The following is a 22,156-nucleotide window of genomic DNA, read 5'->3' as shown; positions in this document are numbered from 1 at the left end:
GGGGCTCCTTGTCAGGTCGCTGAAGTCACTGGGACGCACGCAGGGGCTTCCACCAGCCCGGGTTCTCCCGGTACCACCGGACCACCTCGGCCAGCCCGTCCGGGAAGGAGACCCGCGGACGGTGGCCCAGCTCGGTCCGGATCTTCGCGTCGTCCACGGAGTACCGGAAGTCGTGCCCCTTGCGGTCCTCGACGGACCGGACCTGGCTCCGGTCGGCTCCGCACAGCTCGAGCAGGTGCCCGGTGATCTCACGGTTGGAGAGTGAGGTGCCCCCGACGTTGTACACCTCGCCGGCTTTGCCCTCGGTGAGGACGAGTTGCACGGCACGGCAGTGGTCCTCGACGTGCACCCACTCCCGTACGTTCCTCCCGTCCCCGTACAGGGGCACGGGCTGCCCGCTGAGAAGGTTGGTGACGAACAGCGGGATCAGCTTCTCGACGTGCTGGTACGGGCCGTAGTTGTTGCTGCAACGGGTGACGCGGACATCCAGACCGTAGCTGCGCCAATAGGCGCGGGCGATCAGGTCACCGCCCGCCTTCGACGCGGCGTAGGGGGAGTTGGGCAACAAGGGGCGGGACTCCGTCCACGCGCCGGTGTCGATGGAGCCGTACACCTCGTCGGTCGAGACATGGACGACGCGCCGCACCTCAGCCCGCAGACAGGCGTCCAGAAGGCTCTGGGTGCCCTCCACATTGGTCCGCACGAACGCGGACGCGTCGTGCAGCGACCGGTCCACGTGGGACTCCGCGGCGAAGTGCACCACCTCGTCGTGGCCCCTGACCACGGCCTGGAGAGCCTCCCGGTCGGCGATGTCGGCGACCACGAACCGCAGCCGCTCGTGGCGCTCGGGAAGATTGGCCCGATTGCCGGCGTAGGTCAGCTTGTCCACGACGGTGACCAGGGCGTCTTCGTAGCCCGGATACTCCCCGTCGAGCAGCGCACGGACATAGCTCGAACCGATGAATCCGGCTCCGCCCGTGACCAGAACACGCACCGCACGTACCCCCAAAGGTGGTTGGTAACCGATGAACAGCCGCTAGGAAGCGGCAGACTGCGAGAGGCCCTCGGCGCGCAACGCCTCGGCTGCCGCCCGCAGTGCGACGTGGTCCCGCTCGCAGTCCCCGGGGCGGGCCGGCAGCAGGGTGACGACGCTGCTCGTACCCCGCCGGACCGCGGGATGCCGGCGCGCGATGCTGCCCAGGCCGCGCCCCGGACCCGCCTCCACCAGCACGTGATCGCCCGAGGACAGCAGGGCGTCGAGCGCGGGCCAGAACAGCACGGGAGCCATCGGCTGCCGTGCCCAGAAACCCGGATCGAGCGCCTCGTCGGACCGCAGAGGGGCCGCCGTGTACCCGGAGTACACCGTGATCAGCGGCGGCCTGCGCGCCGTCGAGGCGACGCGTTCGCCGGAGCCCGCCAGGCAGGAGGCGAGCACCGGGCTGTGGAAGGCGGTGTGCGAGGGCACGCCGCGGTTGCTGAGACCCTTCGCGTCGAGCTGCCGGGCCGTCTCGGCCAACAGCTCGCGCGGCCCCGCGAGGACGGTGTGACGAGGCGCGTTGACAGCGCCGATCACTACGTCACCGGCCAGGAACGGCTCGACCTCCGCCGGGGTCGCCGCCACCGCGAGCATTCCGCCCGGTGGTGCGGCGGCGACCCTTGACACCCGGTCGAGCACCAATCCGGTGGCGTCCCGGAGTCCGAAGACCCCGGCGAGTACCGCCGCGGCCATCTCACCGACGCTGTGGCCCAGGAGCGCGGCCGGCTGGATCCCCCAGCTCATGACCAGCCTGCCGAGGGCGTAGTCCACCGCGAAGAGCAGCGGCTGGGCCCAGGCCGCGGACTCCACCGGAACCGACGGCCGCTCGGCGAGCCAGTCCGCGCGCAGTGCCGGACCCGCCGGGCCCATGGCCGAGAAGACCTCGTCCATCGCCTCGGTGAAGACCGGCTCGGACGGGTAGAGCCCCGCGCCCATGCGCCGGTACTGGGCGCCCTGGCCGGGCAGCAGAAATGCCACCCGGCGCGGACGTTCGCCCGCTGACTCACTCATGGAGTGCCCCCGGCCCGGTCGGTCGGTCAGTGTCCGGCCAGCTGCTCGGCGTACTCCTTGGACAGCCGCAGGTTGCCCATGCTGTTGGCACTCAGGATGCGGCGCAGATACTTGCGGGCACCGTCCACCGTCATGCCCTCGCCGAGAAGGTGCAGACCCTCCGGCCGGATCGTCGCCGTGTGCCGGGCGCTGACGACGACACCCTCCGGTGTCCGCGTGAACAGCCAGTGGCCGGTGTGCGCGTCCAGCGTCTTGGGCGGCCGGGTCTGCTTGTAGACGATCTTGTGGTTCGGGAGGCAGATCCGGACCGAGCGCGTGGTGTGCTCAGAGCCGTCGGAGGAGCGCGTGTCCATGTCGAAGAACTGGATGTTCGGTGTGTTCTCCTCCAGTTCCAGCCGGATCACATGCGGAATCCGCTCGGGCCATTTGTCCGCCTCGTACAGGTACCGATAGGCGTCCTCGACGGATCCCGCCACGAACAGCGGGTCCTCGAAGGAGATGATCAGCCTCTTCAGCTCGTCGGCGTTCTCCGCCGCGTTCTTCAGGGTGTTCAGGTGCGCCTGGCTTCCACGCTGCATGGACTCGGCGCGCTCCGAGGCCACCCCCTCGTCCTCCTCGAGGAGGGTGAACTCATGGTGCATGCGGACGAGGGTGGTACCGTCCGGCTGCTCCTCGAACCGGAAGCCACCGCTCACCGTCGCGAAGGGCGCGTTCGCGGGCTCATGCGTGAACAGCACGTCGCCCGAGCCGGTGACCCTGCGCCGGGACACCCACGTCCGCACGGTGTGGTCGTCCACGACCGACCAGTGCTGGATCAACTCGCCGTCGGCACCGCTTTCCAGGATCTCCGCGTGCACCGCGGGCCCGTGCAACTGGGGCCACGCCTCGACATCGACCACGATCTGGCGCACGACGTCCACGGGCGCGGCTATCAGCGCCTTCTCTTCCACTCGGTGCGTCTTCACTGCCGACACAGGTCCTCCGGTCCGCTTGCGGTGGTCATTCGATGGTCATTTCGCGCTTGAACCATGCCTGTCGCAAATGGAGACGCGTTGGAGGCCGCTTCGATCCCTCCGGCCTCCAACGGGGTTCGAGGCCCGTCGTGGACGGTGCCTTCCACGCCCCGGCACGCACCGCCGACGGCGCACCGAGGACAGGGAGACACTCGTGAGCACACAGCAGGTGGCCGAACGCGTGACCGCCGAGGTCTACGCGGAGGTACAGCAGTTCTACGCCGAGCACATGCAACTGTTGGACGGCGGAGTCGTCGACGCCTGGGCGGAGACGTTCACCGAGGACGCGACCTTCGCCGTACCGACCCTGGAGGAGCCGACGCGCGGCCGGGAAGAGCTCAGGCGGACGCTGCGTCGCACCACACAGGAGCTGGCAGCCGCGCAGGAGCAGCGCCGCCACTGGCACGGGATGGTCGCGGTGTTCCCGAACGACGACGGATCACTGCGCGTGCGGTGCTACGCCCTTGTGTTCGCGACCCGACGCGAGCAGCAGCCGGTCCTGCACCGCGTCTGCGTCTGCGAGGACGTACTGGTGCGGGAGGGCGGCCGGCTCCTGGTGAAGAGCCGCAAGGTCACCCGGGACGACCTGCCGTAGCGCGGGATGAGGCACGGACCGGTCCGCACCGGTCCGTGCCTCGTCCCGCGTCACGCTCCGGAGCCGACCTTCCGCGTCACTCCTCCACGAACGCGACGGCCCGCGCCCAGCCCGCGCCGGCGTTCACCAGCTTCACCGGCAGGCAGGAGACCGTGAACCCGGTGCCGCCGGGCAGTGCGTCCAGGTTGGCGAGTCGCTCGATCTGGCAGTACTCGCGCTCGCGTCCCACGAAGTGCGCGGGCCACAGCACGTCGCGGTCACCGGTGCGCCGGAACTCCTCGATCATGTGGGTGAAGGGCGCGTCCAGGCTGAAGGCGTCGGTGCCGATCACCTTCACCCCGAGGTCGAGCAGGAGATGCGTCGCCGAGGCGTCCAGACCCACGAAGTCCGTGAAGTACTTGGGGGTTCCGGCGATCCGGTCCGCGCCGGTGTTCAGCATGACGATGTCCATCGGCTGCGGCTCCCGGCCGATCCGGTCGAACTCGCGGCGCAGCACATCGGCGCCGGCCGCGCCGACCGGTTCACTCGTCAGGTCGAGCACCATGCCCGGGCGCACGAACCAGTCGAGCGGCATACGGTCGATGTGGCGCGGTTCGCCGTACGACGCCGTCGAGCCGTAATGCGACGGGGCGTCGACGTGGGTCCCGGTGTGCGTGGTCAGCTTGACCGTGTCGAGCGAGAGCAACTCGCCGCCCGGCAGGTCGGCCGGGTCGAACTCCAGGCCGTACCGCTCCCGCATGCCCTCGGCCATGTGCCGGCCGCCCTCGGCCGGCGACATGATCTCGTGCTCGACCGGATTCGGCTCCCAGACCCCGGCATCGATCGGCGTGGACAGGTCGATGATGCGCACGTGTGCCCCTTACTTCGCCGCGCCGCGGCGCGTGGGTACCAGATGGACACGCTGGAGCAGGCTCTCCAGAGCGGCTCCGTCGTCGAGCGGTCCCTTGGCGGCCAGATAGCCGTCCGGCCGCACGAGCGCGTACGAGGGCCCGGCCGCGACGGCGAAGCCGCGCCGCACCCGGCCGCCCGGGTCGTGCAGGGGTCGGGGCCCACCATCCCGCGCGGTGGCCTCCGTCTCCCGTACGAGACATACGCGCAGCGCGTCCCCGTACGTCTCGTGCGCATCGTCCACCGCCTCCAGAGGTGCACCGGGACCGGTGAAGACAAGCAACTTCCAACGAGGGTCGGCCAGTTCCTCGCACACCGCCTGCCAGCCGGGACTGGAGCGCAGCTCCTCCAGCGAGCAGGAGACCCGGTCGCCCGGCTCGATCACGGCACTTTCGCCGCTGTCCGTGCCCGGTGACACCGGGACGGTGAGCGGGCTGGAGCGGTAGTGCAACGCGAGCCCGGACATGCCGCGCAGGATCTTGCGCTCCACTCCGCGCTTGACCGGCGCAAGGAGATTCAGCAGGGCCATGCCGAGCGGCAGCAGGACGGGGGCGGCCGCGTTGCGCAGCGCGATCAGCTTGGTCGCGGTCTTCGTGGAGCCCAGCAGGATCTCGCCGACGGGCACCCGCTCCGCGCTGTATGTGTCCAACAGGCCTTCCCCCGCCTGACCGTTGACCACGGAGGCCAGTTTCCACGCGAGGTTGTAGGCGTCCTGAATGCCCGTGTTCATGCCCTGCCCGGACGCCGGACTGTGCACGTGCGCCGCGTCACCGGCCAGGAAGCAGCGGCCGGAGCGCATGTTCTCCACCATGCGCTGCCGGATCGTGAACACCGACATCCAGGTCAGCTCCTTGACCTTGACCGGCCTGCCCAGACCCTCGGACATCTTCGCCTCGAACCGGGCCCGCACCACGTCCGGTCGGTCCTCGTCGCCGACGTCGTCCGTGTCCAGCAGCCGCCACTTGCCTTCGTCGGGGAACGGCACCATGAGGATGGTCCCGCGCGACAGATGCATCCAGTGGAGGCTGTCCCGGGGCAGCTCCGTGTCGATGAAGGCGTCGGCCACCATCCACTTCTCCGAGGACTCGCCGAGCAGCTCGATGCCGAGTTGCTTGCGGACCGTGCTGTGCGCGCCGTCGGCGCCGACCAGCCACGCGGCCGCGCATTCCGCGCTGTCGCCGTCACCGTGCCGCAGCCGGGCGACCACGCCGTCCGGATCGTGGTCGAGGCTCTCCAGCGCGACACCCCACTCCACGTCGACGCCGGCCGCACGCAACCGCTCCCGCAGCACCTCCTCGGTGATGACCTGGTCGACCTGCAGCGTGAACGGGAAGCGGGTCGGGAGCTCCGAATAGTCCGTGCCGAGGCTCGTCAGCACACGGCCCCTGCGGTGCATGGTGAAGTTCTCCACGCGCTGCCCGCGTGCCAACAGCTCCGGCAGAATGCCCATCTGGTGGTACACCTCGAGCGTGCGGGCGTGCGTCGCCGTCGCGCGGCTCGTCGTCGCCGGCCCCTCTGCCCGGTCCACGACCCGTACACGTACACCCCGGCGCACGAGCTCGTACGCGGCCGTCAGCCCGACCGGCCCGGCCCCGGCGACCAGTACATCGACGTCACTGGATATCGCGCTCATCAACCCTCCATTCAGCCTGCATCCGGGCCACCTTGTCCGGGCCGCCTCGACGCCCGTCGGAACTTCGCTGGAGGAGCCGCGGCCCACGCTCCGTCCCGATTCGAAGCGGCTTCGAAGGACCGCGGCCACAGTGCGGCCATGGCAACCACCGATTCCGTGAGCACCACCAGCTCGGCCATGGCGGGACCGCCGCTCGACACCATCGCCCACCTGATCGCCGGCCCCCGGGTCGACCACATCCTGCGCAGGGCGGCGGAGCGCCGGCCCACGAGCACCGCGCTGCGGTCACCGGCCGTTGAGATCAGCTACGCGGAACTGGACGCCGGGGCGGACGCGTTCTCCGCGGGCCTGCGCGCCCTGATCGGCGGCGCCGGCGAGGTCGTTGCCCTGGCGATGGTGCTGGACCCCGTGTTCCCGCAGGCCTTCTTCGGTATCGCACGCTCCGGCAACGTCAGCGCTCTCGTCAATCCACTGCTCCCACCGGAGCGTCTCGCCCACGTCCTGCGCATCTCGGGTGCTCGCGTGGCGATCGTCAGCCCCGCGATGCTCCCGGTGCTCACAGCAGTGCGGGACCGGCTCGGCGACCTCGAGCACATCGTGCTGACCCACCGCGAGCCGGACATGGCGGCGGATGCCGCCGAACTGCCCACGGTCGCGGAGCTGTCCGCGGGCGCCCCCACGAACCCGCGGCCTTCCGAGGCGGACGGCGACGAGGCGGACGGCGACGAGGTGGACGGCGACGAGGTGGACGGCGACGAGGTGGCGTGTCTGCAGTTCACCAGCGGCACCACGGGAGCGGCCAAGGCCGTCAGGCTCACCCACCGCAATCTGACGGTCAACGCCGCCCAGACCGCGTACATGCACCAGGTCGACGAGAACTCGGTGCTCTTCAACCATCTGCCCACGCTGCATCTGATGCATGTCACGGTGGCTGCAACCGTCGGTGCCACCCATGTGCTGTGGCCCGGTGCCGACGTGGCCGAGGCCGTCACCGGCGCGGACGTCGCCAGGGCCACGCACTACTACAGCCTGCCGATGCGGTTGGCCAAACTCGCGGCCGACCCCCGGCTCGGCGAGCTGGAGGCTCCCGCCCTGCGCGCGATCCTCTCGGGCGGCTCCGCCCTGGCGCCCAGCGCGGCGGGCGTGCTCAGCCAGCACTTCGGCGTCCCCGTGGTCCAGGGCTACGGGCTCGCCGAGACCTCTCCGGCGACCCACCTCTCCGACCTCGATCGCCCCAGGCCGGGATCCTGCGGTGTGCTGGTCCCGGCCGCCGAGAGCCGGATCGTTCACGTGGAGACCCGGACCACCCTGCCGGTCGACGAATGGGGTGAGATCCAGGTGCGCGGCCCCCAGCTGATGCTCGGCTACCTCGGGCGCGACTTGTCCCACGACGTCGACGCGGACGGCTGGTTCTCCACGGGAGACATCGGCTACACGGATCCCACCGGGCACCTGTTCGTGGTCGACCGGATCAAGGACGTCTTCAAGTGCGACAACTGGCTGGTGTCACCGACGGAGATCGAGCGGGTCCTGCTCAGGCACCGTGGCGTCGCGGACTGTGTCGTCGTGGACGCCCCGCACGAACTGAGCGGCGCGGTCGCGCACGCACTGGTCGTACCGGCCGACACCTCCTGCACCCCGCAGGAACTCATCGACTTCGTGAACGCCGAGGTCGCCGCCTTCGAGCGTCTGCACCACGTGGCTCTGGTCGAGAGCATCCCGCGGTCCGCCACCGGCAAGGTGCAGCGCCGTGAGCTGCGCGACCGGCATCTGCGCGACCTTCAGTCGAGTGACCTCGACGTCTGATCGACCTCATCACCCACTCGTGCGCCCACACCACGACCCTCAGGAGCCCGTCAGCATGCACCACTTCATCAACCGCTACACCGTCTCCGGCGACGTCACCGAGTTCCGCAGGCTGCTCGCCGAACTGTCCGCCCACATGAGGGACCAGCCCGGCTTCTCGGCCCACCGCCTGTACCGGTCCGCGAGGGACGAGCGGACCTTTGTGGAGGTCGCCGAGTGGACCGACCCCGAGTCGCATCGCAAGGCCCTCTCGGGTGACGGCTTCCTCGGCCCGGTGTCCGAGTTGCGCAAGCACGCGACCGCGGACCCGGCCCCCTTCGAGCTGCTCTCCGAACACTCCGTACCCGCGTCCGAGTAGGACGACGGTGCCGAGCGGACAGGCGCCCGCGGGGGCCCACGACCGGCTGAAGGAGCTGAGTGACCTCAAGGAGCTGGCCCGCCGGGGGCCGGACCCGGGGGCCACCGAACGCCAGCACGCCAAAGGCAGGCTGACGGCTCACGAGCGGATCGAACTGCTGCTGGACAAGCGGAGTTTCACCGAGGTCGAGGCGCTGCGCAGACACCGCGCGACCGGCTTCGGGTTGGAGGCGAGGCGCCCGTACACCGACGGCGTGGTCACCGGCTGGGGCACGGTGGAGGGCCGCACGGTCTTCGTCTGTGCCCATGACTTCCGGATCTTCGGCGGCACACTCGGCGAGGCGCATGCCGAGAAGATCCACAAGATCATGGACATGGCCGTGGCTGCGGGCGCTCCGCTCGTCTCCCTCAACGACGGGGCCGGCGCGCGCATCCAGGAGGGTGTTCTGGCGCAGGCCGGGTATGGCGGGATCTTCCGGCGCCACACCAGAGCGTCGGGCGTCATCCCGCAGATCAGTGTGATCCTCGGCCCGTGCGCGGGCGGCGCCGCCTACGCGCCCGCCCTGACCGACTTCGTCTTCGCCGTGCGGGACGTCTCTCAGATGTTCATCACCGGACCCGACGTGGTACAGGCCGTGACCGGTGAGGAGGTGACCCTGAACGGACTGGGCGGCGCGGACGTCCATGCCGAGGTGTCAGGGGTGGCGCACTTCCTGTACGACGACGAGGAGACCTGCCTCGCCGAAGTGCGCTATCTGCTCTCCTTGTTGCCGTCCAACAACCGGGATCTGCCGCCCGCCGTGCCCTGCGAGGACCCCGCCGACCGGCTCTGTGAGGCCGTGCTCGACCTGGTCCCTGCCGACGGCAGCCGTTCCTACGACATCCGCCGGGTGATCGAGGAACTCGTCGACGACGGCGACATCATGGAGGTCCACGCCGGGTGGGCCCCCAACATCGTCTGCGCGCTGGCCCGCATGGACGGACAGACCGTGGGGGTGGTCGCCAACCAGCCCACTGTCATGGCCGGTGTGCTGGACATCAAAGCCAGCGAGAAGGGCGCGCGATTCGTGCAGTTCTGCGACGCCTTCAGCATTCCGCTGGTCACCCTCGTCGACGTCCCCGGCTTCCTGCCGGGTGTCGACCAGGAACACGAGGGGATCATCCGGCGCGGAGCCAAGCTGTTGTACGCGTACTGCAACGCCACCGTGCCGCGTGTCTCGGTGGTGCTGCGCAAGGCGTACGGCGGCGCGTACATCGTGATGGACTCCCGGTCCATCGGCGTGGACGTCGCGCTGGCGTGGCCGGGCAACGAGATAGCCGTCATGGGGGCCGAGGGTGCCGCCAACGTGGTGTTCCGCCGTGACATCGCGGAGGCCGAGGATCCCGAGGCGATGCGCCGGCAGAAGATCGAGGAGTACAAGCGCGAGCTGGTGCATCCGTACTACGCCGCCGAGCGGGGACTGGTCGACGACGTCATCGACCCGCGCGAGACCCGGGCGACGCTGATCCGCGCGCTGGCCATGCTGCGGGCCAAGGAGGCCGATCTGCCTCGTCGCAAGCATGGAAATCCGCCGCAGTGAGAAGGGGACCGGACGATGGGGGACGGGAACGTGTCGCAGGTGATTCGTGTGGAGAAGGGGTCGATGGAACCCGACGAACTGGCCGCCCTGACCGCGGTCCTGCTGGCCCGCGCGGCCGGTTCGGACGCGGGCCGGGACGATGCCGCGCGGCGGCCGCGTTCGTCGGCCCGCTGGAGCAGGCCGGAGCGCGCGGCGATGTTCGCGAGTCCCCGCAGCTGGCAGAGGTGAATCGGTGTCAGGAGCGGTCACGGTAGTGGGGATCGGTGGATCCGCAGGACCCGGCTCGACCACGGAGCGGGCGGTGCGGATCGCCCTCGAATCCGCGGCCGGGCGAGGCGCGCGGACGCAGCTGATCGGTGGTCCTGAGCTGATACTGCCGCTCTACGACGCCACTGTGGCCGGGCGATCCGCGGGCGGGCGCAAGCTCATCGCCTCGGTGGCGTCGGCGGACGGAATCATCATCGGTACCCCGGCCTACCACGGGTCCATCTCGGGCATGGTGAAGAACGCCCTGGACTACGTGGAGGAGTTGCGCACGGACGAGCGGCCGTACTTCTCGGGACGTGCCGTGGGGTGCATCTCCGTCGCGAGGGGATGCCAGGGCGCCGGCTCCGCCCTGGCCGCGCTGAGGACCACCGTCCACGCCCTGCGCGGCTGGCCCACGCCACTCGGTGTCACGGTGAACACGGAGCCCACGCCGTTCGACTCCGGTGAACGGCTCGATGACCTCCGGGTACGCGAACGACTGGAACTCCTCGGAAACCAGGTGGTCGAGTTCGCCCTGATGAGCCGGGCATGGACCGCGCACCCTTCGAGGGAGGTCGAACGACTGCCCCCGGGGGCGTAGCGAATGCCCTTGCCTCACCGCCCGTCCCGCTCGTACGCCGAGACCGGGATGGTCTCCTTGTGGAAGAACGCCGGGCGGATCACCTGGTACGCCAGCATCAGCACGGCGCCGAGAAGCAGTGCGCCGATGCCGGTGACGAAGACGCCGCCGAGTTGTCGGCGGGGCGGGAACGGCAGGGTCCAGGAGGTGCTGCCGTAGTCCGCGGCGGAGTACACCACGCAGGCGTTGACGAAGAAGTAGAGGAGGAGGACGCCGCCCAGAGCGGGCATGACGCCCTTCGTCCACAGGTCGTGCGGTCTGCGGGTGAGGACCCTGCGGTAGTACCAGACGCAGGCGAACCCCGTGAGCCCGTAGTAGAAGGCGATCACGAGGCCGACCGAGCCGATGGAGTCGGCCAGAACGTTCCCGCTCACCCGGGTCAGCATGACGTAGAAGGCGATGGAGGCCAGGCCCATGCCGACGGTGGACCAGGTCGGGGTGAGGAAGCGGGGGTGGATGCGGGCGAAGCGGTCCGGGACGGCCTTGAAGGTGGCCATGGAGAGGGCGGTTCGGGCCGACGGGAGGATGGTGGTCTGGGTGGAGGCCGCGGCCGACGTGAGCACCATCAGGATCAGGAGCTTGGTGGCGACCTCGCCCCATCCCGCGGTGCCGAAGACCTCGGCGCCCAGGCTGGAGAGGACGTCGTCGGAGTTGTCGGGGTTCGCGAGGCCGATGCCGCGGTCCCCCACCCCGGCGAAGGCCTGCGCCGATGTCGTGACCATGAGGTAGACGAGGAGCAGGGTGATGGTGGAGATCACCGCCGCGTGGCCGGGGGTGCGATCGCGGTCGACCGTCTCCTCGTTGACCGATACGGCGGTGTCCCAGCCCCAGTAGATGAACACCCCGGCCAGCACGCTCTTGGTCAGGTCGTCGAGTGAGTCGATCCGGAAGGGGTTGAACCACGACCCGGAGAGCTCCGACGAGACGCTCGGCGCCGTTCCCCCGTAGACCTTGACCAGTGCGGTGATCGCCAGCAGGAAGAGCACCACGATCTCGATGGTGAGCAGCACCTTCTGCAGATTCGCCGAGATCTCGATGCCGATGTAGCAGACCAGCGTCATCACGGCGATCCATGCCACGCCGACCACGGTGACCCAGAAGGTGTCCTGCGCCAGCCCGTCCGCGCCCACGAGCTGGAAGCCGTACGCCCCGGCGATCTGGGCCAGGTTGGCCATCACGATGATGTCGGCGGCGACGATTCCCCACCCGCCCAGCCAGCCGGTATGGGGGCCGAACGCCCTGGAGGCCCAGGTGAAGGTGGTGCCGCAGTCGGGGTCCGCCCGGTTGAGCTCCTTGTAGCCGTAGGCGATCAGGAACATCGGGACGAAGGCGAGGATGATCACGATCGGCGACTGGTGGCCCACGATGCCGGCGATGACGCCGAGGGTCGCCGCGAGGCTGTAGGCGGGGGCGGTGGATGCCAGGCCGATCACCGTGCTGGAGAAGAGCCCCAGCGCGCCGTCCTTGAGCCCCTTGTCCGTCGCTCCCGGGCCCGGCGAGGGGTGCACTGCGGGCGGCCTCAGGTGAGTGCCGCCGTGACGTCGACGGCCTTCAGGTGGTGGGGGCTGAGGACCCGGGAGGCGGGGGCGGAGGCGGCCGTGAGTTCCTTGGCCGCCATGGTGGGGGTCGCGGCCGCGAGGAGGGACGGAGCGTCGGTGAGGGGGGTGGTCATGTCGTCGTGGTGGGTGGGGATGAGCAGGGGCGGGTCGCCGATGGCGGCGAGGAGGCGCTCCAGGTAGCGATGGAGTGCCGAGTGCGAGGTCATCGCGATCGCCGCGATGTCCGGGCGGATGCCGGACAGTTCACGCTCGGCGAAGTTGCTCGCGCCCATGAGCAGGATGCTCGGTCCGCCGTCCACGGTCAGCTGATAGGCGAGTGTGTCGCCCTCGACCAGGTCGCCGAGCACGGTGGGGCGCCTGGGCGGGGCGGTCTTGCGGCCGGGGGCGAAGTAGCCGTGGTCGGGCTGCTGACTGTGCAGGCTGCGGAAGACCTCCACGGTGTAGCCGTCGAACTGGAGGTACTCGCCGCCCTTGACCTGGATCACGTCGTCCATACGGGGTCGAGGCGTCCCCATGGCCGTGAGCAGATTGCGTACCGTCTCGTCGCACATCGCGCGGATGCGGTGCTTTTCCCAGGCGGGGCGTCCCAGGAGTTGCGGTACGTCCGCCACATGGTCGAAGTGGCCATGGCTGACCAGGATCAGTTCGGGAGGTCCGGTCAGGTGCCGTGCGGCGACCCGCTCCACGGCCGCCCGGTCGAGGCGCAGGGGGAGCTTCGGGTCGATGGCGCCCTTGGCGTCCCGGTAGGGCATGCGGCTCAGATAGGGGTCGAAGAGGATGCTGCGGCCGCCGTCGACGACGATCTCCCAGCCGGAGACGCCGAGCCAGCGCATCTGCACGGGGGTGGAGTACGGCGCGCCCCGCCCGTTCGTCGGCGCGGCTCCGACCAGCCCGGCCGCGGACGCCGCCGCACCCGATGCCGCCAGGACTCCCTTGAGGACCGTACGTCGCCCGGCCATGTTCTGCCACGCTCCCTGTGACCACCTTGAGTGCGAAGAACGCTACGGCAGATGAGGGCGTATGAGGTGGTTTTCGGTCATTGGTGCCGCTGTGGTCGCCAAGAGACCAAGCCGACGAGGACCTTCCCCGTCGGCTCGGCACGGCGATCCTGTGGCCGTCGGCTCACCCCACCCGGTCGTCCGACGGCGGCTCACCTCGCCCGGTCGTCCGACGGCGGCTCACCTCGCCCGGTCGTCCGACGGCGGCTCACCCCACCCGGTCGCCCGACAGCGGAATCCCGGTGGCCCTCAGGAGCGATTCGTCCTGGCGCAGGATGGCCTGCATCAGGTCCCTCAGCCGTGCTCCCGGGTTGATGCCGATCTGCTCGCGCAGGATCTCCTTGGCGCGGTGGAAGACCCGGATCGCGTCGGCCTGTCGGCCCTCGCCGTAGTAGGCCTTCATCAGGCCCACGTACAGGTCCTCGCGCAGCGGGTCGTGGTCGACGAGCTCCGACAGCTGCGAGATCGCCTCGCCGTAGTGCCCGAGACCGACGTCGATCAGCGCGCGTAGCTCGGCCGCCGCGGTGCGCTCCCGGTCCAGCGCTTCTCCCTTCATGCGCAGCCGGGTCGAGGTGACGTCGGTGAGGGCCGCGCCGCGCCACATGGCGAGCGCGTCGTCGAGGCGCTCGGAGGCGATCTGGTGCTGGCCGCGCGCATGCAGTTCGCGTACCTGCCGTACAGCGTCGCGGAAGACGAACACGTCGATGCGCTGGGCCGGGACCCGCAGTTCGTACCCGAGGGCGTGCGAGCCGAGCGCGTCGCGGGTGAGACCGGCCTCGGCCAGGGCCGTACGGATCATCCAGGCCGAGGTCTGCAGCTGCCCGGAGACGGTCAGCGGCGGCTCGCCGTCCCACGAGTCCTCGATGATCGCTTCCTTGGTGGTGACCTGTCCGGGCTTCAGCGCCAAGGAAGCGAGGAATCGACGCTGCCGCTGACCCCGGATGGGTATCGGTATGTCGTTTCTCAACAGGGTCACAGGGCCGAGGAGCTGGATCGTCAGGTCGTTCCTGCTGTTCATGACGGTTCCCCCTTGTATGTGTGAATCAAGCCGTCGCCCAACAGGGGCTGAGGTGCTGACGGAAGCGGGGAACCGTCACCCGTGGGGCGGTCGGCCCCGGTGACGCTTCGTGCATCGTGCTGGTGCTGTCCCCCGTACCGTCGGCTCAAGGTGGCTCCGTGGCCGCGGGTCACGGATGGGTCGATCTCGTGGTGGCTGCTCTGGCCGGTGTGATCGTTGCCGCTGTCTCTGCTCCGGGTGCCTGCGCCACGTCACGGACGCTTTGGGTCAGTTGAGGTTCTTGAGGAACTTCGCGGCGATGGGGCCCGCGTCGGATCCGCCCGACCCGCCGTCTTCCAGAAGGACCGACCAGGCGATGTCGCTGTCGCCCTGGTAGCCGATCATCCAGGCGTGCGTGTGGGGCGGGGTGTCGCTGCCGAACTCGGCGGTGCCCGTCTTGGCGTGCGGCTCGCCGGGCAGGTCCTTGAGGGCCCAGCCGGCGCCGTACGTGACCGTGGCGCGCATCATCTGGCGCAGGTTGCCGACCACGTCCGCGTCGAGCCGGGCGGGGGCCTCGTACTTCTTCTTCACGGCTTCGGGCACCAGGACGGGCTGCTTGAACTCGCCCTCCTTGACCGTGGCCGCGATCGAGGCCATGACCAGGGGCGACGCCTGGAGCCTGGCCTGTCCGATGGTGGACGCCGCCTTGTCGTTGTCGCTGTTGGTCACCGGGATGCTTCCGTCGTACGTCGTCGTGCCCACGTCCCAGGAGCCGCCGATGCCGAAGGCCTGGGCGGTGTCGTGCAGGGCGGTGTTCGACAGCTTTCCGCGCGCGCCGACGAAGAACGTGTTGCAGGACTTGGCGAAGGCGTCCCTGAAGGTCGAGCCCGACGGCAGCACGAACTGGTTCTGGTTCTCGAAGCGCTGGCCGTTGACGTAGGCGAACTTGGGGCAGTCCGCCCGGTCGGTGGGACGCATCCCCTGCTTCAGCAGAGCGGCGGAGGTGACGACCTTGAAGGTGGAGCCGGGCGGGTAACGGCCTTCCAGGGCGCGATTCATGCCTGAGGGCATGTTGGCCGCGGCCAGGATGTCGCCGTTGCTCGGGTCGATGGCGACGATCGCCGCGTTCTTCTTCACTCCGTCGAGTGCTTCGGCGGCGGCCTCCTGCACCTTGGGGTCGATGGTGGTCTTCACCGGCTTGCCCGCGCTGCTTCCCGAGCCGGTGAGCTGTTTGACGACGCGGCCGCTCTCGCGTTCCACGATCACGACCGACTGCGCCTTGCCACCGCCACCGGTGAGCTGCTTGTCGTAGCGGGCCTGGAGGCCGGAGATTCCTTTGCCGGTCTTGGGGTCTACGGCGCCCACGAGAGAGGCGGACTGGAGTTCGTCGCCATTCTTGTCGAGAACGGCGGCGCGCTCCCGTGACTTCAGTGCGAGGGTCTGGCCCGGAACCATCTGCGGGTGAATCAGCGGTGTATGGAATTCAACGGTCCACCGACCGCTCTTCTTGATGAGCTTCGCCGACGAGTCCCACTTGTAATCGCCGGCCCCGGAAAGGGCCATCTTCACGGTGAACGGAATCTTCACCTCCCCTTCCGCTTCCCGCTTGCCGGTGCCGGCGGTGATCTCCGTCTTCGACGGCTCCAGGTTCGTCATGACGGATTTGATCAACGACTCGGCGTTGTCCGGCGTGTCCGTCAGCCCGGCGGCCGCCTTGGCGTCGCCCGCCTCCCATGCGTCCAGGAACTTGTCCAGCTGTCCCGTGGCCGCGGCGACCTGTGGATCGTCTCCGTCGTCCCTGGCCAGGGCGTTGTAGGCCCAGTAGCCGATTCCCGCGGTCGCCGCAAGTGCCACAAACGTTGATACAGCCGCGCGACGACGGGACCGACGCCTGTCGTACCGCGGGTAGTCAACATAGACATCGGAACGATTCATATGGCGCAGATTAATCGCCTCTCTCTCTTCGGTCTCTCCCCGAGCACATGCTTCAAGACAAGGTAAAGAGGAAAGAAATGGTTGGCGGAGAGTGGCGGGTGACACCCTCTTCCGCTTGTCGCCGGAGCCATCTCGGCCGAATACGCGTGGGCGGTCTGGCCGAGAACGGTCGACCACCGTGGTCAACTGGTCTAGACCTCCGAAGGAAAGCCCGTCGGCATGACGCACGCGAGGGCCAACAGTGGCCTGAACTCATCAGATTCATGGCGTCGCGATAAGCGAAATCGGACGCAGGGTGTCTGTATTGGCCAAGGCCGAAACGGAGCCCTCCGCTCCACTGATCTCCTGTTTCTCTCCGCGCGCTCCCCGATATCCGAGAGAGAGGGAGTGGAGAGGGGGTCTGGTCAGGGTTGGCGCGAACTGTCCACCGCTGACCGAGTCTGGAGACCATCCATGTCCCGTGTATCGACCGGCCCCAGCAACAAGCCGACCGCCGCGCACGCCCTCCTGGCGCGACTGCGTGACCACGGCGTGGAGAAGGTGTTCGGGGTAGTCGGCCGCGAGGCCGCGTCGATCCTCTTCGACGAGGTCGAGGGAATCGACTTCGTCCTCACCCGGCACGAATTCACCGCCGGTGTCGCCGCCGACGTTCTCGCGCGCATCACCGGCCGCCCGCAGGCCTGCTGGGCCACCCTGGGCCCTGGCATGACCAACCTCTCCACGGGCATCGCCACGTCCGTCCTGGACCGTTCCCCGGTCATCGCCCTGGCCGCCCAGTCCGAGTCGCACGACATCTTCCCCAACGACACCCACCAGTGCCTGGACTCCGTGTCGATCATCGCGCCGATGTCCAAGTACGCGGTGGAGCTGGAGCGTCCGCACGAGATCACCGACCTGGTGGACTCCGCCGTGACCGCGGCCATGACCGAGCCCGTCGGCCCCTCGTTCATCTCCCTGCCGGTCGACCTGCTCGGCTCCTCCGAGGGCATCGACGCCTCGGTCGAGCACCCGGCGGCGAACACCCCGGCCAAGCCGATCGGCGCGGTCGCGGACGGCTGGCAGAAGGCCGCCGACGAGGCCGCCGAGCTCCTGAAGGGCGCGAAGCACCCGGTGCTGGTCGTCGGAGCCGCGGCGATCCGCTCCGGTGCGGTGCCCGCCATCCGTGCCCTCGCCGAGCGCCTCAATATCCCGGTCATCACGACGTACATCGCCAAGGGCGTCCTGCCGCACGGCCACGAGCTCAACTACGGCGCCGTCACCGGCTACATGGACGGCATCCTCGACTTCCCGGCCCTGGACACGCTGTTCGCGCCCGTGGATCTCATCCTCACCGTCGGCTACGACTACGCCGAGGACCTGCGGCCCTCCATGTGGCAGAAGGGCGGCGAGAAGAAGACCGTCCGCGTCTCGCCCACCGCGAACCCGATCCCGCGCGTCTACCGGCCCACCGTCGACGTCGTCACCGACGTCCTCGCGTTCGTCGAGCACCTCGACACGGCGACCGCCTCGCTCGCGGCCAAGGAGCGGCACGACATCGCGCCGCTGCGCGCCCGGGTCGCGGAGTTCCTCGCGGACCCGACGGTCTACGAGGACGGCATGCGGGTCCACCAGGTCATGGACTCGATGAACACGGTCATGGAGGAGGTCGCCGGGTCGGGCGAGGGCACGATCGTCTCCGACATCGGCTTCTTCCGGCACTACGGCGTCCTGTTCGCCCGCGCCGACCAGCCCTTCGGGTTCCTCACCTCGGCCGGCTGCTCCAGCTTCGGCTACGGCGTCCCCGCCGCCATGGGCGCCCAGCTCGCGCGCCCGGGCCAGCCCACCTTCCTGATCGCCGGCGACGGCGGCTTCCACTCCAACAGCGCCGACCTGGAGACCATCGCCCGCCTCAACCTGCCGATCGTGACGGTGGTCGTGAACAACGACACCAACGGTCTCATCGAGCTCTACCAGAACATCGGCCACCACCGCAGCCACGACCCCGCGGTGAAGTTCAACGGCGTCGACTTCGTCGCCCTCGCCGAGGCCAACGGCGTGGAAGCCACCAAGGCGTCCGACCGCCAGGAGCTGCTCGCCGCGCTGCGCAAGGGCGCCGAGCTGGGCCGCCCCTTCCTGATCGAGGTCCCCATCAACTACGACTTCCAGCCCGGTGGGTTCGGGGCGCTGAGCATCTGATCATGGCCTCCCAGGACCTTCCTGCGGCCTTCGGTTTCCTGGCCTCCGCTCGTCCGAGCGGGGGCCGGATCCCCCGAGCCGCCTTCGCCACCCGGGGCACCCACACCGGCGTCGACCTGCGCCTGCGCTCGCAGACCCTCGGCGCGACCCTGGTGCACGCCCCCGGGCTCCCACCCGACTCCGCCCAGGCACACGACGCGGACACCGCCGTACTGCTCGCCGGTGAGATCTACAACCGCGACGACCTGTACTCCGTCCTGGGCCCCAACACCGAGCGGTCCAGCGACGCGCAGCTGGTCCTGGACCTGCTGCGCCGCTACGGCCGGCACGCCTTCCGCCTCGTCAACGGGCGGTTCGCGGCGGTCGTCGGCACCGGCCGGCAGGTCCTGCTGGCCACCGACCACGCCGGATCGATCCCGCTGTACGTGTGCGCGAGCCCCGGCGAGGTCACCGCGGCGACCGAGGCCAAGACCCTGGCCGGGCACGGCGGTCCACGGGGCTTCCCCTTCGCGGACGCCCGCCGGGTGCGCGGGCTGCCGGGCGTCTATCAGGTGCCCGCGGGCGCCGTGATGGACATCGGCCTCGACGCCGGCACGGCCGAGACGCACCGTACCTGGGCCCCGCCGCTCGCCCGTCGGATCATGGACGAGGACGACGCCGTGGCCGCCGTACGCACGGCCCTCGACCGGGCCGTGGGCGCGCGCATCACCCCGGGCGGTACGCCGCTGGTGGTGCTCTCCGGCGGCATCGACTCCTCCGGGGTCGCCGCCCTCGCGCACCGGGCGGCGGGCGCGATCGACTCGCTGTCGATGGGCACCGAGGTGTCCGACGAGTTCGCCCAGGCCAAGGCGGTCGCCGACCACCTCGGCACCCGGCACCGGGAGATCACCGTCCCCACCGCCGACCTGCTGGGCCAACTCCCGTACGCGGTATGGGCGGCGGAGTCCGAGGACCCCGACATCATCGAGTACCTGCTGCCGCTCGTCGCCCTCTACCGCGCGCTCGACGGACCGCCGCGCCGGGTCCTGACCGGGTACGGCGCCGACATCCCGCTCGCGGGCATGCACCGCGAGGACCGGCTGCCCGATCTGGACACGGCCGTGGCGTACGACATGGCGACGTACGACGGACTCAACGAGATGTCGCCGGTGCTGTCCGCCGTGTCCGGACACTGGTCCACCCACCCCTACTGGGACCGCGACGTGCTCGACCTGCTCGTCTCGCTGGAGGCGGGCCTCAAGCGCCGCTATGGGCGGGACAAGTGGGTGCTGCGCGCCGCGATGGCCGAGCTGCTGCCCGAACAGACCGTCAAACGCCCCAAGTTGGGTGTCCACGAGGGGTCGGGCACCACCTCGTCCTTCTCGCTGCTGCTCCTGGAGGAGGGCGTCGCGGAGCAGTCCGTCGGCGCGGCGAAACAGCAGGTGGTGCGGGAGCTGTTCGACCGCACCGTGGTGGCCGGCGAGGACCCCGGCGAGGTGAGCACCGCCGAGGTGGTGCGGTCGGTGGCGGACCGGCTGGAACGGGGGGCGGCATGAGGCCGTACGTCCCTCCGGTGGCGGCTTTGGGGCCGTACGGCTGTCGTGTGGCCGTGGGCCCGTACGGCTGTCGTGTGGCCGTGGGCCCGTACGCCCGTCCGTACGCCCCTCTCGCAAACCTGTCCCTGACCGCCGTCGAGACCCCGGAGAGGGACTGAGCCGTGGAACGCATCGACTCGCATGTCTCGCCCCGCTACGCCCAGATCCCCACCTTCATGCGCCTGCCGCTCGACCAGGACCCGCGCGGTTACGACGTCGTGGTCATCGGCGCTCCCTACGACGGCGGCACGAGCTACCGGCCGGGCGCGCGGTTCGGGCCCCGCGCCATCCGCAACGAGTCCGGGCTCATCCACGGTGTCGGCATCGACCGTGGCCCCGGGACCTTCGACCTCATCAACTGCGTCGACGGCGGCGACATCGATCTGACCCCGTTCGACATGAACATCGCGATCGAGACCGCTCAGCGACATCTGGCGGAGCTGCTGAAGAGCAACGCCGCCTTCATGATGCTCGGCGGCGACCACTCGCTGACCGTGGCGGCCCTGCGCGCCGTCGCCGAACAGCACGGCCCGGTCGCCGTCGTGCACCTGGACGCCCACTCCGACACCAACCCCGCCTTCTACGGCGGTCAGTACCACCACGGCACACCCTTCCGGCACGGGATCGACGAGAAGCTCATCGATCCGGCCGCGATGGTGCAGATCGGCATCCGTGGCCACAACCCGAAGCCGGACTCGCTCGACTACGCCCGCGGACACGGCGTACGCGTCGTGACCGCCGACGAGTTCGGCGACCTGGGCGTCTCCGGGACCGCCGGCCTCGTCCGGGAACTGGTGGGCCGGCGGCCCGTGTACGTGTCGGTCGACATCGACGTGTGCGACCCGGCGTTCGCGCCCGGGACGGGCACCCCCGCCCCGGGCGGGCTCAGTTCGCGGGAGGTCCTCGGGCTGCTGCGCTGCGTCGGCGACCTCAAGCCGGTCGGCTTCGACGTGATGGAGGTCTCGCCCCTGTACGACCACGCCGGGATCACCTCCGTCCTGGCGACCGAGATCGGTGCGGAACTGCTCTACCAGTACGCCCGCGCCCATCGCATACAGATGTAGATGAAAAGGAGATATCGCACCCATGGCTTCTCCGATCATTGACTGCACCCCGCACCGGGAGCAGTTGCGCGCCCTCGCGGCCGAGCTCCCCGAGGTGCCGCGCGCGGACCTGTTCGGCTTCCTGGAGAAGGCGAAGGAGCTGTCCGCGAAGCTGCCGCGCGAACTGGCCGCGGCGCTGGACAAGTTCAACGCCGAGGGCACCGAGGACGGCTACCTGCTGCTGCGCGGGCTGCCATTGGAGGCGGACGACGAGCTGCCCACCACGCCCACCTCCACCCCGGCGCCGCTGGACCGTGGCCGGCTGGTCATGGAGGCGATGCTCGCCGTCGCCGGCCGCAGGCTCGGACTGCACACCGGTTACGCCGAGTTGCGCTCCGGCACGGTCTACCACGACGTGTATCCGTCGCCGGGCGCGCACTACCTCTCCTCGGAGACCTCCGAGACCCTCCTTGAGTTCCACACCGAGATGGCGTACCACGTCCTCCAGCCGAACTACGTCATGCTCGCCTGCTCCCGCGCCGACCACGAGCGCAGGGCCGAGACGCTCGTCGGTTCGGTGCGCAAGGCGCTGCCACTCCTCGACGCCGAGACGAAGGCGCGGCTGTTCGACCGCAAGCTGCCCTGTTGCGTGGACGTCGCCTTCCGCGGCGGCGTCGACGACCCGGGCGCCATCGCCAACGTCAAGCCGCTGTACGGGGACGAGAACGACCCCTATCTCGGCTACGACCGCGAGCTCCTCGCCCCCGAGGAGCCGGCCGACAAGGAGGCGGTCGCCGCTCTGTCGAAGGCCCTGGACGACGTCACGGAGGCCGTGAAGCTGACCCCCGGCGATCTGCTCATCATCGACAACTTCCGTACCACGCACGCCCGGACGCCGTTCAGCCCGCGCTGGGACGGCAAGGACCGGTGGCTGCACCGGGTGTACATCCGGACGGACCGCAACGGCCAGCTGTCGGGTGGCGAGCGGGCGGGGGACGTCGTCTCGTTCGCTCCGCGCCGATAGCCACGTCGCCGGCCGGTCGACCGCGCCCCCTCTCCGTTCCGGGAGG

19 protein-coding genes are annotated in these 22,156 nt (G+C 69.8%); 10 read left to right on the top strand and 9 right to left on the bottom strand.

Translation table 11 applies throughout. From position 1 onward, the window contains the following. Positions 1-25: 25 nt before the first annotated feature. Genes rfbB through IEY95_RS26300 form a run of 3 tightly spaced genes read right to left on the bottom strand, consistent with a single transcriptional unit; the run spans position 26 to position 3,012 of the window. Positions 26-994 carry a dTDP-glucose 4,6-dehydratase gene (gene rfbB, locus IEY95_RS26310; protein ID WP_189188604.1) on the bottom strand — a complete coding sequence of 323 codons (969 nt, stop codon included), beginning with the start codon at positions 992-994 and terminating at the stop codon, positions 26-28. A gap of 42 nt (positions 995-1,036) precedes the next feature. After that, on the bottom strand, positions 1,037-2,047 hold the full coding sequence (locus tag IEY95_RS26305; protein ID WP_189188603.1) for an acyltransferase domain-containing protein: 1,011 nt from the start codon (positions 2,045-2,047) through the stop codon (positions 1,037-1,039). A gap of 26 nt (positions 2,048-2,073) precedes the next feature. After that, on the bottom strand, positions 2,074-3,012 hold the full coding sequence (locus IEY95_RS26300) for an aromatase/cyclase (protein WP_189188602.1): 939 nt from the start codon (positions 3,010-3,012) through the stop codon (positions 2,074-2,076). 202 nt (positions 3,013-3,214) lie between these two features. Here IEY95_RS26300 and IEY95_RS26295 point away from each other — a divergent pair, with 202 nt between their 5' ends. Further along, positions 3,215-3,655 (top strand): nuclear transport factor 2 family protein, encoded by a 441-nt coding sequence (locus IEY95_RS26295; RefSeq protein ID WP_229703387.1) that lies wholly within the window; start codon positions 3,215-3,217, stop codon positions 3,653-3,655. 76 nt (positions 3,656-3,731) lie between these two features. On the opposite strand, the gene IEY95_RS26290 is transcribed toward IEY95_RS26295, so the two are convergent. Then, a complete protein-coding gene (locus tag IEY95_RS26290) occupies positions 3,732-4,505 on the bottom strand; it encodes a cyclase family protein (protein ID WP_189188600.1) in 774 nt (257 codons plus the stop codon). Positions 4,506-4,514: 9 nt separating this feature from the next. After that, entirely contained in the window at positions 4,515-6,176 is a 1,662-nt protein-coding gene (locus IEY95_RS26285; RefSeq protein ID WP_189188599.1) for an FAD-dependent oxidoreductase, read from the bottom strand. Between the two features lie 138 nt (positions 6,177-6,314). Here IEY95_RS26285 and IEY95_RS26280 point away from each other — a divergent pair, with 138 nt between their 5' ends. Genes IEY95_RS26280 through IEY95_RS26260 form a run of 5 tightly spaced genes read left to right on the top strand, consistent with a single transcriptional unit; the run spans position 6,315 to position 10,766 of the window. Further along, on the top strand, positions 6,315-7,982 hold the full coding sequence (locus IEY95_RS26280; RefSeq protein WP_229703386.1) for a class I adenylate-forming enzyme family protein: 1,668 nt from the start codon (positions 6,315-6,317) through the stop codon (positions 7,980-7,982). 55 nt (positions 7,983-8,037) lie between these two features. Further along, a complete protein-coding gene (locus IEY95_RS26275) occupies positions 8,038-8,340 on the top strand; it encodes an antibiotic biosynthesis monooxygenase family protein (RefSeq protein ID WP_189188598.1) in 303 nt (100 codons plus the stop codon). A 7-nt stretch (positions 8,341-8,347) separates the two neighbouring features. After that, positions 8,348-9,919: an acyl-CoA carboxylase subunit beta gene (locus tag IEY95_RS26270; RefSeq protein WP_189188597.1), complete on the top strand. Its 1,572-nt coding sequence runs from the start codon at positions 8,348-8,350 to the stop codon at positions 9,917-9,919. Positions 9,920-9,934: 15 nt separating this feature from the next. Beyond that, entirely contained in the window at positions 9,935-10,147 is a 213-nt protein-coding gene (locus IEY95_RS26265) for an acyl-CoA carboxylase epsilon subunit (RefSeq protein ID WP_189188596.1), read from the top strand. Positions 10,148-10,172: 25 nt separating this feature from the next. Further along, a complete protein-coding gene (locus IEY95_RS26260; protein ID WP_229703385.1) occupies positions 10,173-10,766 on the top strand; it encodes an NADPH-dependent FMN reductase in 594 nt (197 codons plus the stop codon). A 14-nt stretch (positions 10,767-10,780) separates the two neighbouring features. Here the strand turns inward: IEY95_RS26260 and IEY95_RS26255 are convergent, their stop codons facing one another. The 4 genes from IEY95_RS26255 to IEY95_RS26240 form a co-directional block, all read right to left on the bottom strand. Beyond that, complete coding sequence (locus IEY95_RS26255) at positions 10,781-12,313, bottom strand: APC family permease (protein WP_189188594.1); 1,533 nt, start codon at positions 12,311-12,313, stop codon at positions 10,781-10,783. A gap of 11 nt (positions 12,314-12,324) precedes the next feature. Further along, positions 12,325-13,323: an MBL fold metallo-hydrolase gene (locus IEY95_RS26250; protein WP_189188593.1), complete on the bottom strand. Its 999-nt coding sequence runs from the start codon at positions 13,321-13,323 to the stop codon at positions 12,325-12,327. Positions 13,324-13,570: 247 nt separating this feature from the next. Further along, the gene (locus tag IEY95_RS26245; protein WP_189188592.1) at positions 13,571-14,380 is read right to left on the bottom strand and encodes an AfsR/SARP family transcriptional regulator; all 810 of its coding nucleotides are present in this window, start codon (positions 14,378-14,380) and stop codon (positions 13,571-13,573) included. A 267-nt stretch (positions 14,381-14,647) separates the two neighbouring features. Beyond that, a complete protein-coding gene (locus tag IEY95_RS26240; protein WP_373294549.1) occupies positions 14,648-16,213 on the bottom strand; it encodes a penicillin-binding transpeptidase domain-containing protein in 1,566 nt (521 codons plus the stop codon). 534 nt (positions 16,214-16,747) lie between these two features. On the opposite strand from IEY95_RS26240, the gene IEY95_RS26235 reads away from it, so the two are divergent. From IEY95_RS26235 to cs1, 4 genes are all read left to right on the top strand, one after another. Then, positions 16,748-18,469: a thiamine pyrophosphate-binding protein gene (locus IEY95_RS26235; protein ID WP_189188590.1), complete on the top strand. Its 1,722-nt coding sequence runs from the start codon at positions 16,748-16,750 to the stop codon at positions 18,467-18,469. Between the two features lie 2 nt (positions 18,470-18,471). Beyond that, complete coding sequence (locus IEY95_RS26230; RefSeq protein ID WP_189188589.1) at positions 18,472-20,004, top strand: asparagine synthase-related protein; 1,533 nt, start codon at positions 18,472-18,474, stop codon at positions 20,002-20,004. A gap of 161 nt (positions 20,005-20,165) precedes the next feature. Further along, positions 20,166-21,107, top strand: a complete 942-nt coding sequence (gene speB, locus IEY95_RS26225; RefSeq protein WP_189188588.1) for an agmatinase — start codon at positions 20,166-20,168, stop codon at positions 21,105-21,107. Positions 21,108-21,129: 22 nt separating this feature from the next. Then, positions 21,130-22,110 (top strand): clavaminate synthase Cs1, encoded by a 981-nt coding sequence (gene cs1, locus IEY95_RS26220; RefSeq protein WP_189188587.1) that lies wholly within the window; start codon positions 21,130-21,132, stop codon positions 22,108-22,110. Positions 22,111-22,156 lie beyond the last annotated feature (46 nt).

This window comes from Streptomyces albiflavescens, from assembly GCF_014645835.1.
Lineage (GTDB): Bacteria > Actinomycetota > Actinomycetes > Streptomycetales > Streptomycetaceae > Streptomyces > Streptomyces albiflavescens.
Note: the sequence above shows the minus strand (reverse complement) of the source record. Positions and strands in the feature narration are given on the sequence as shown.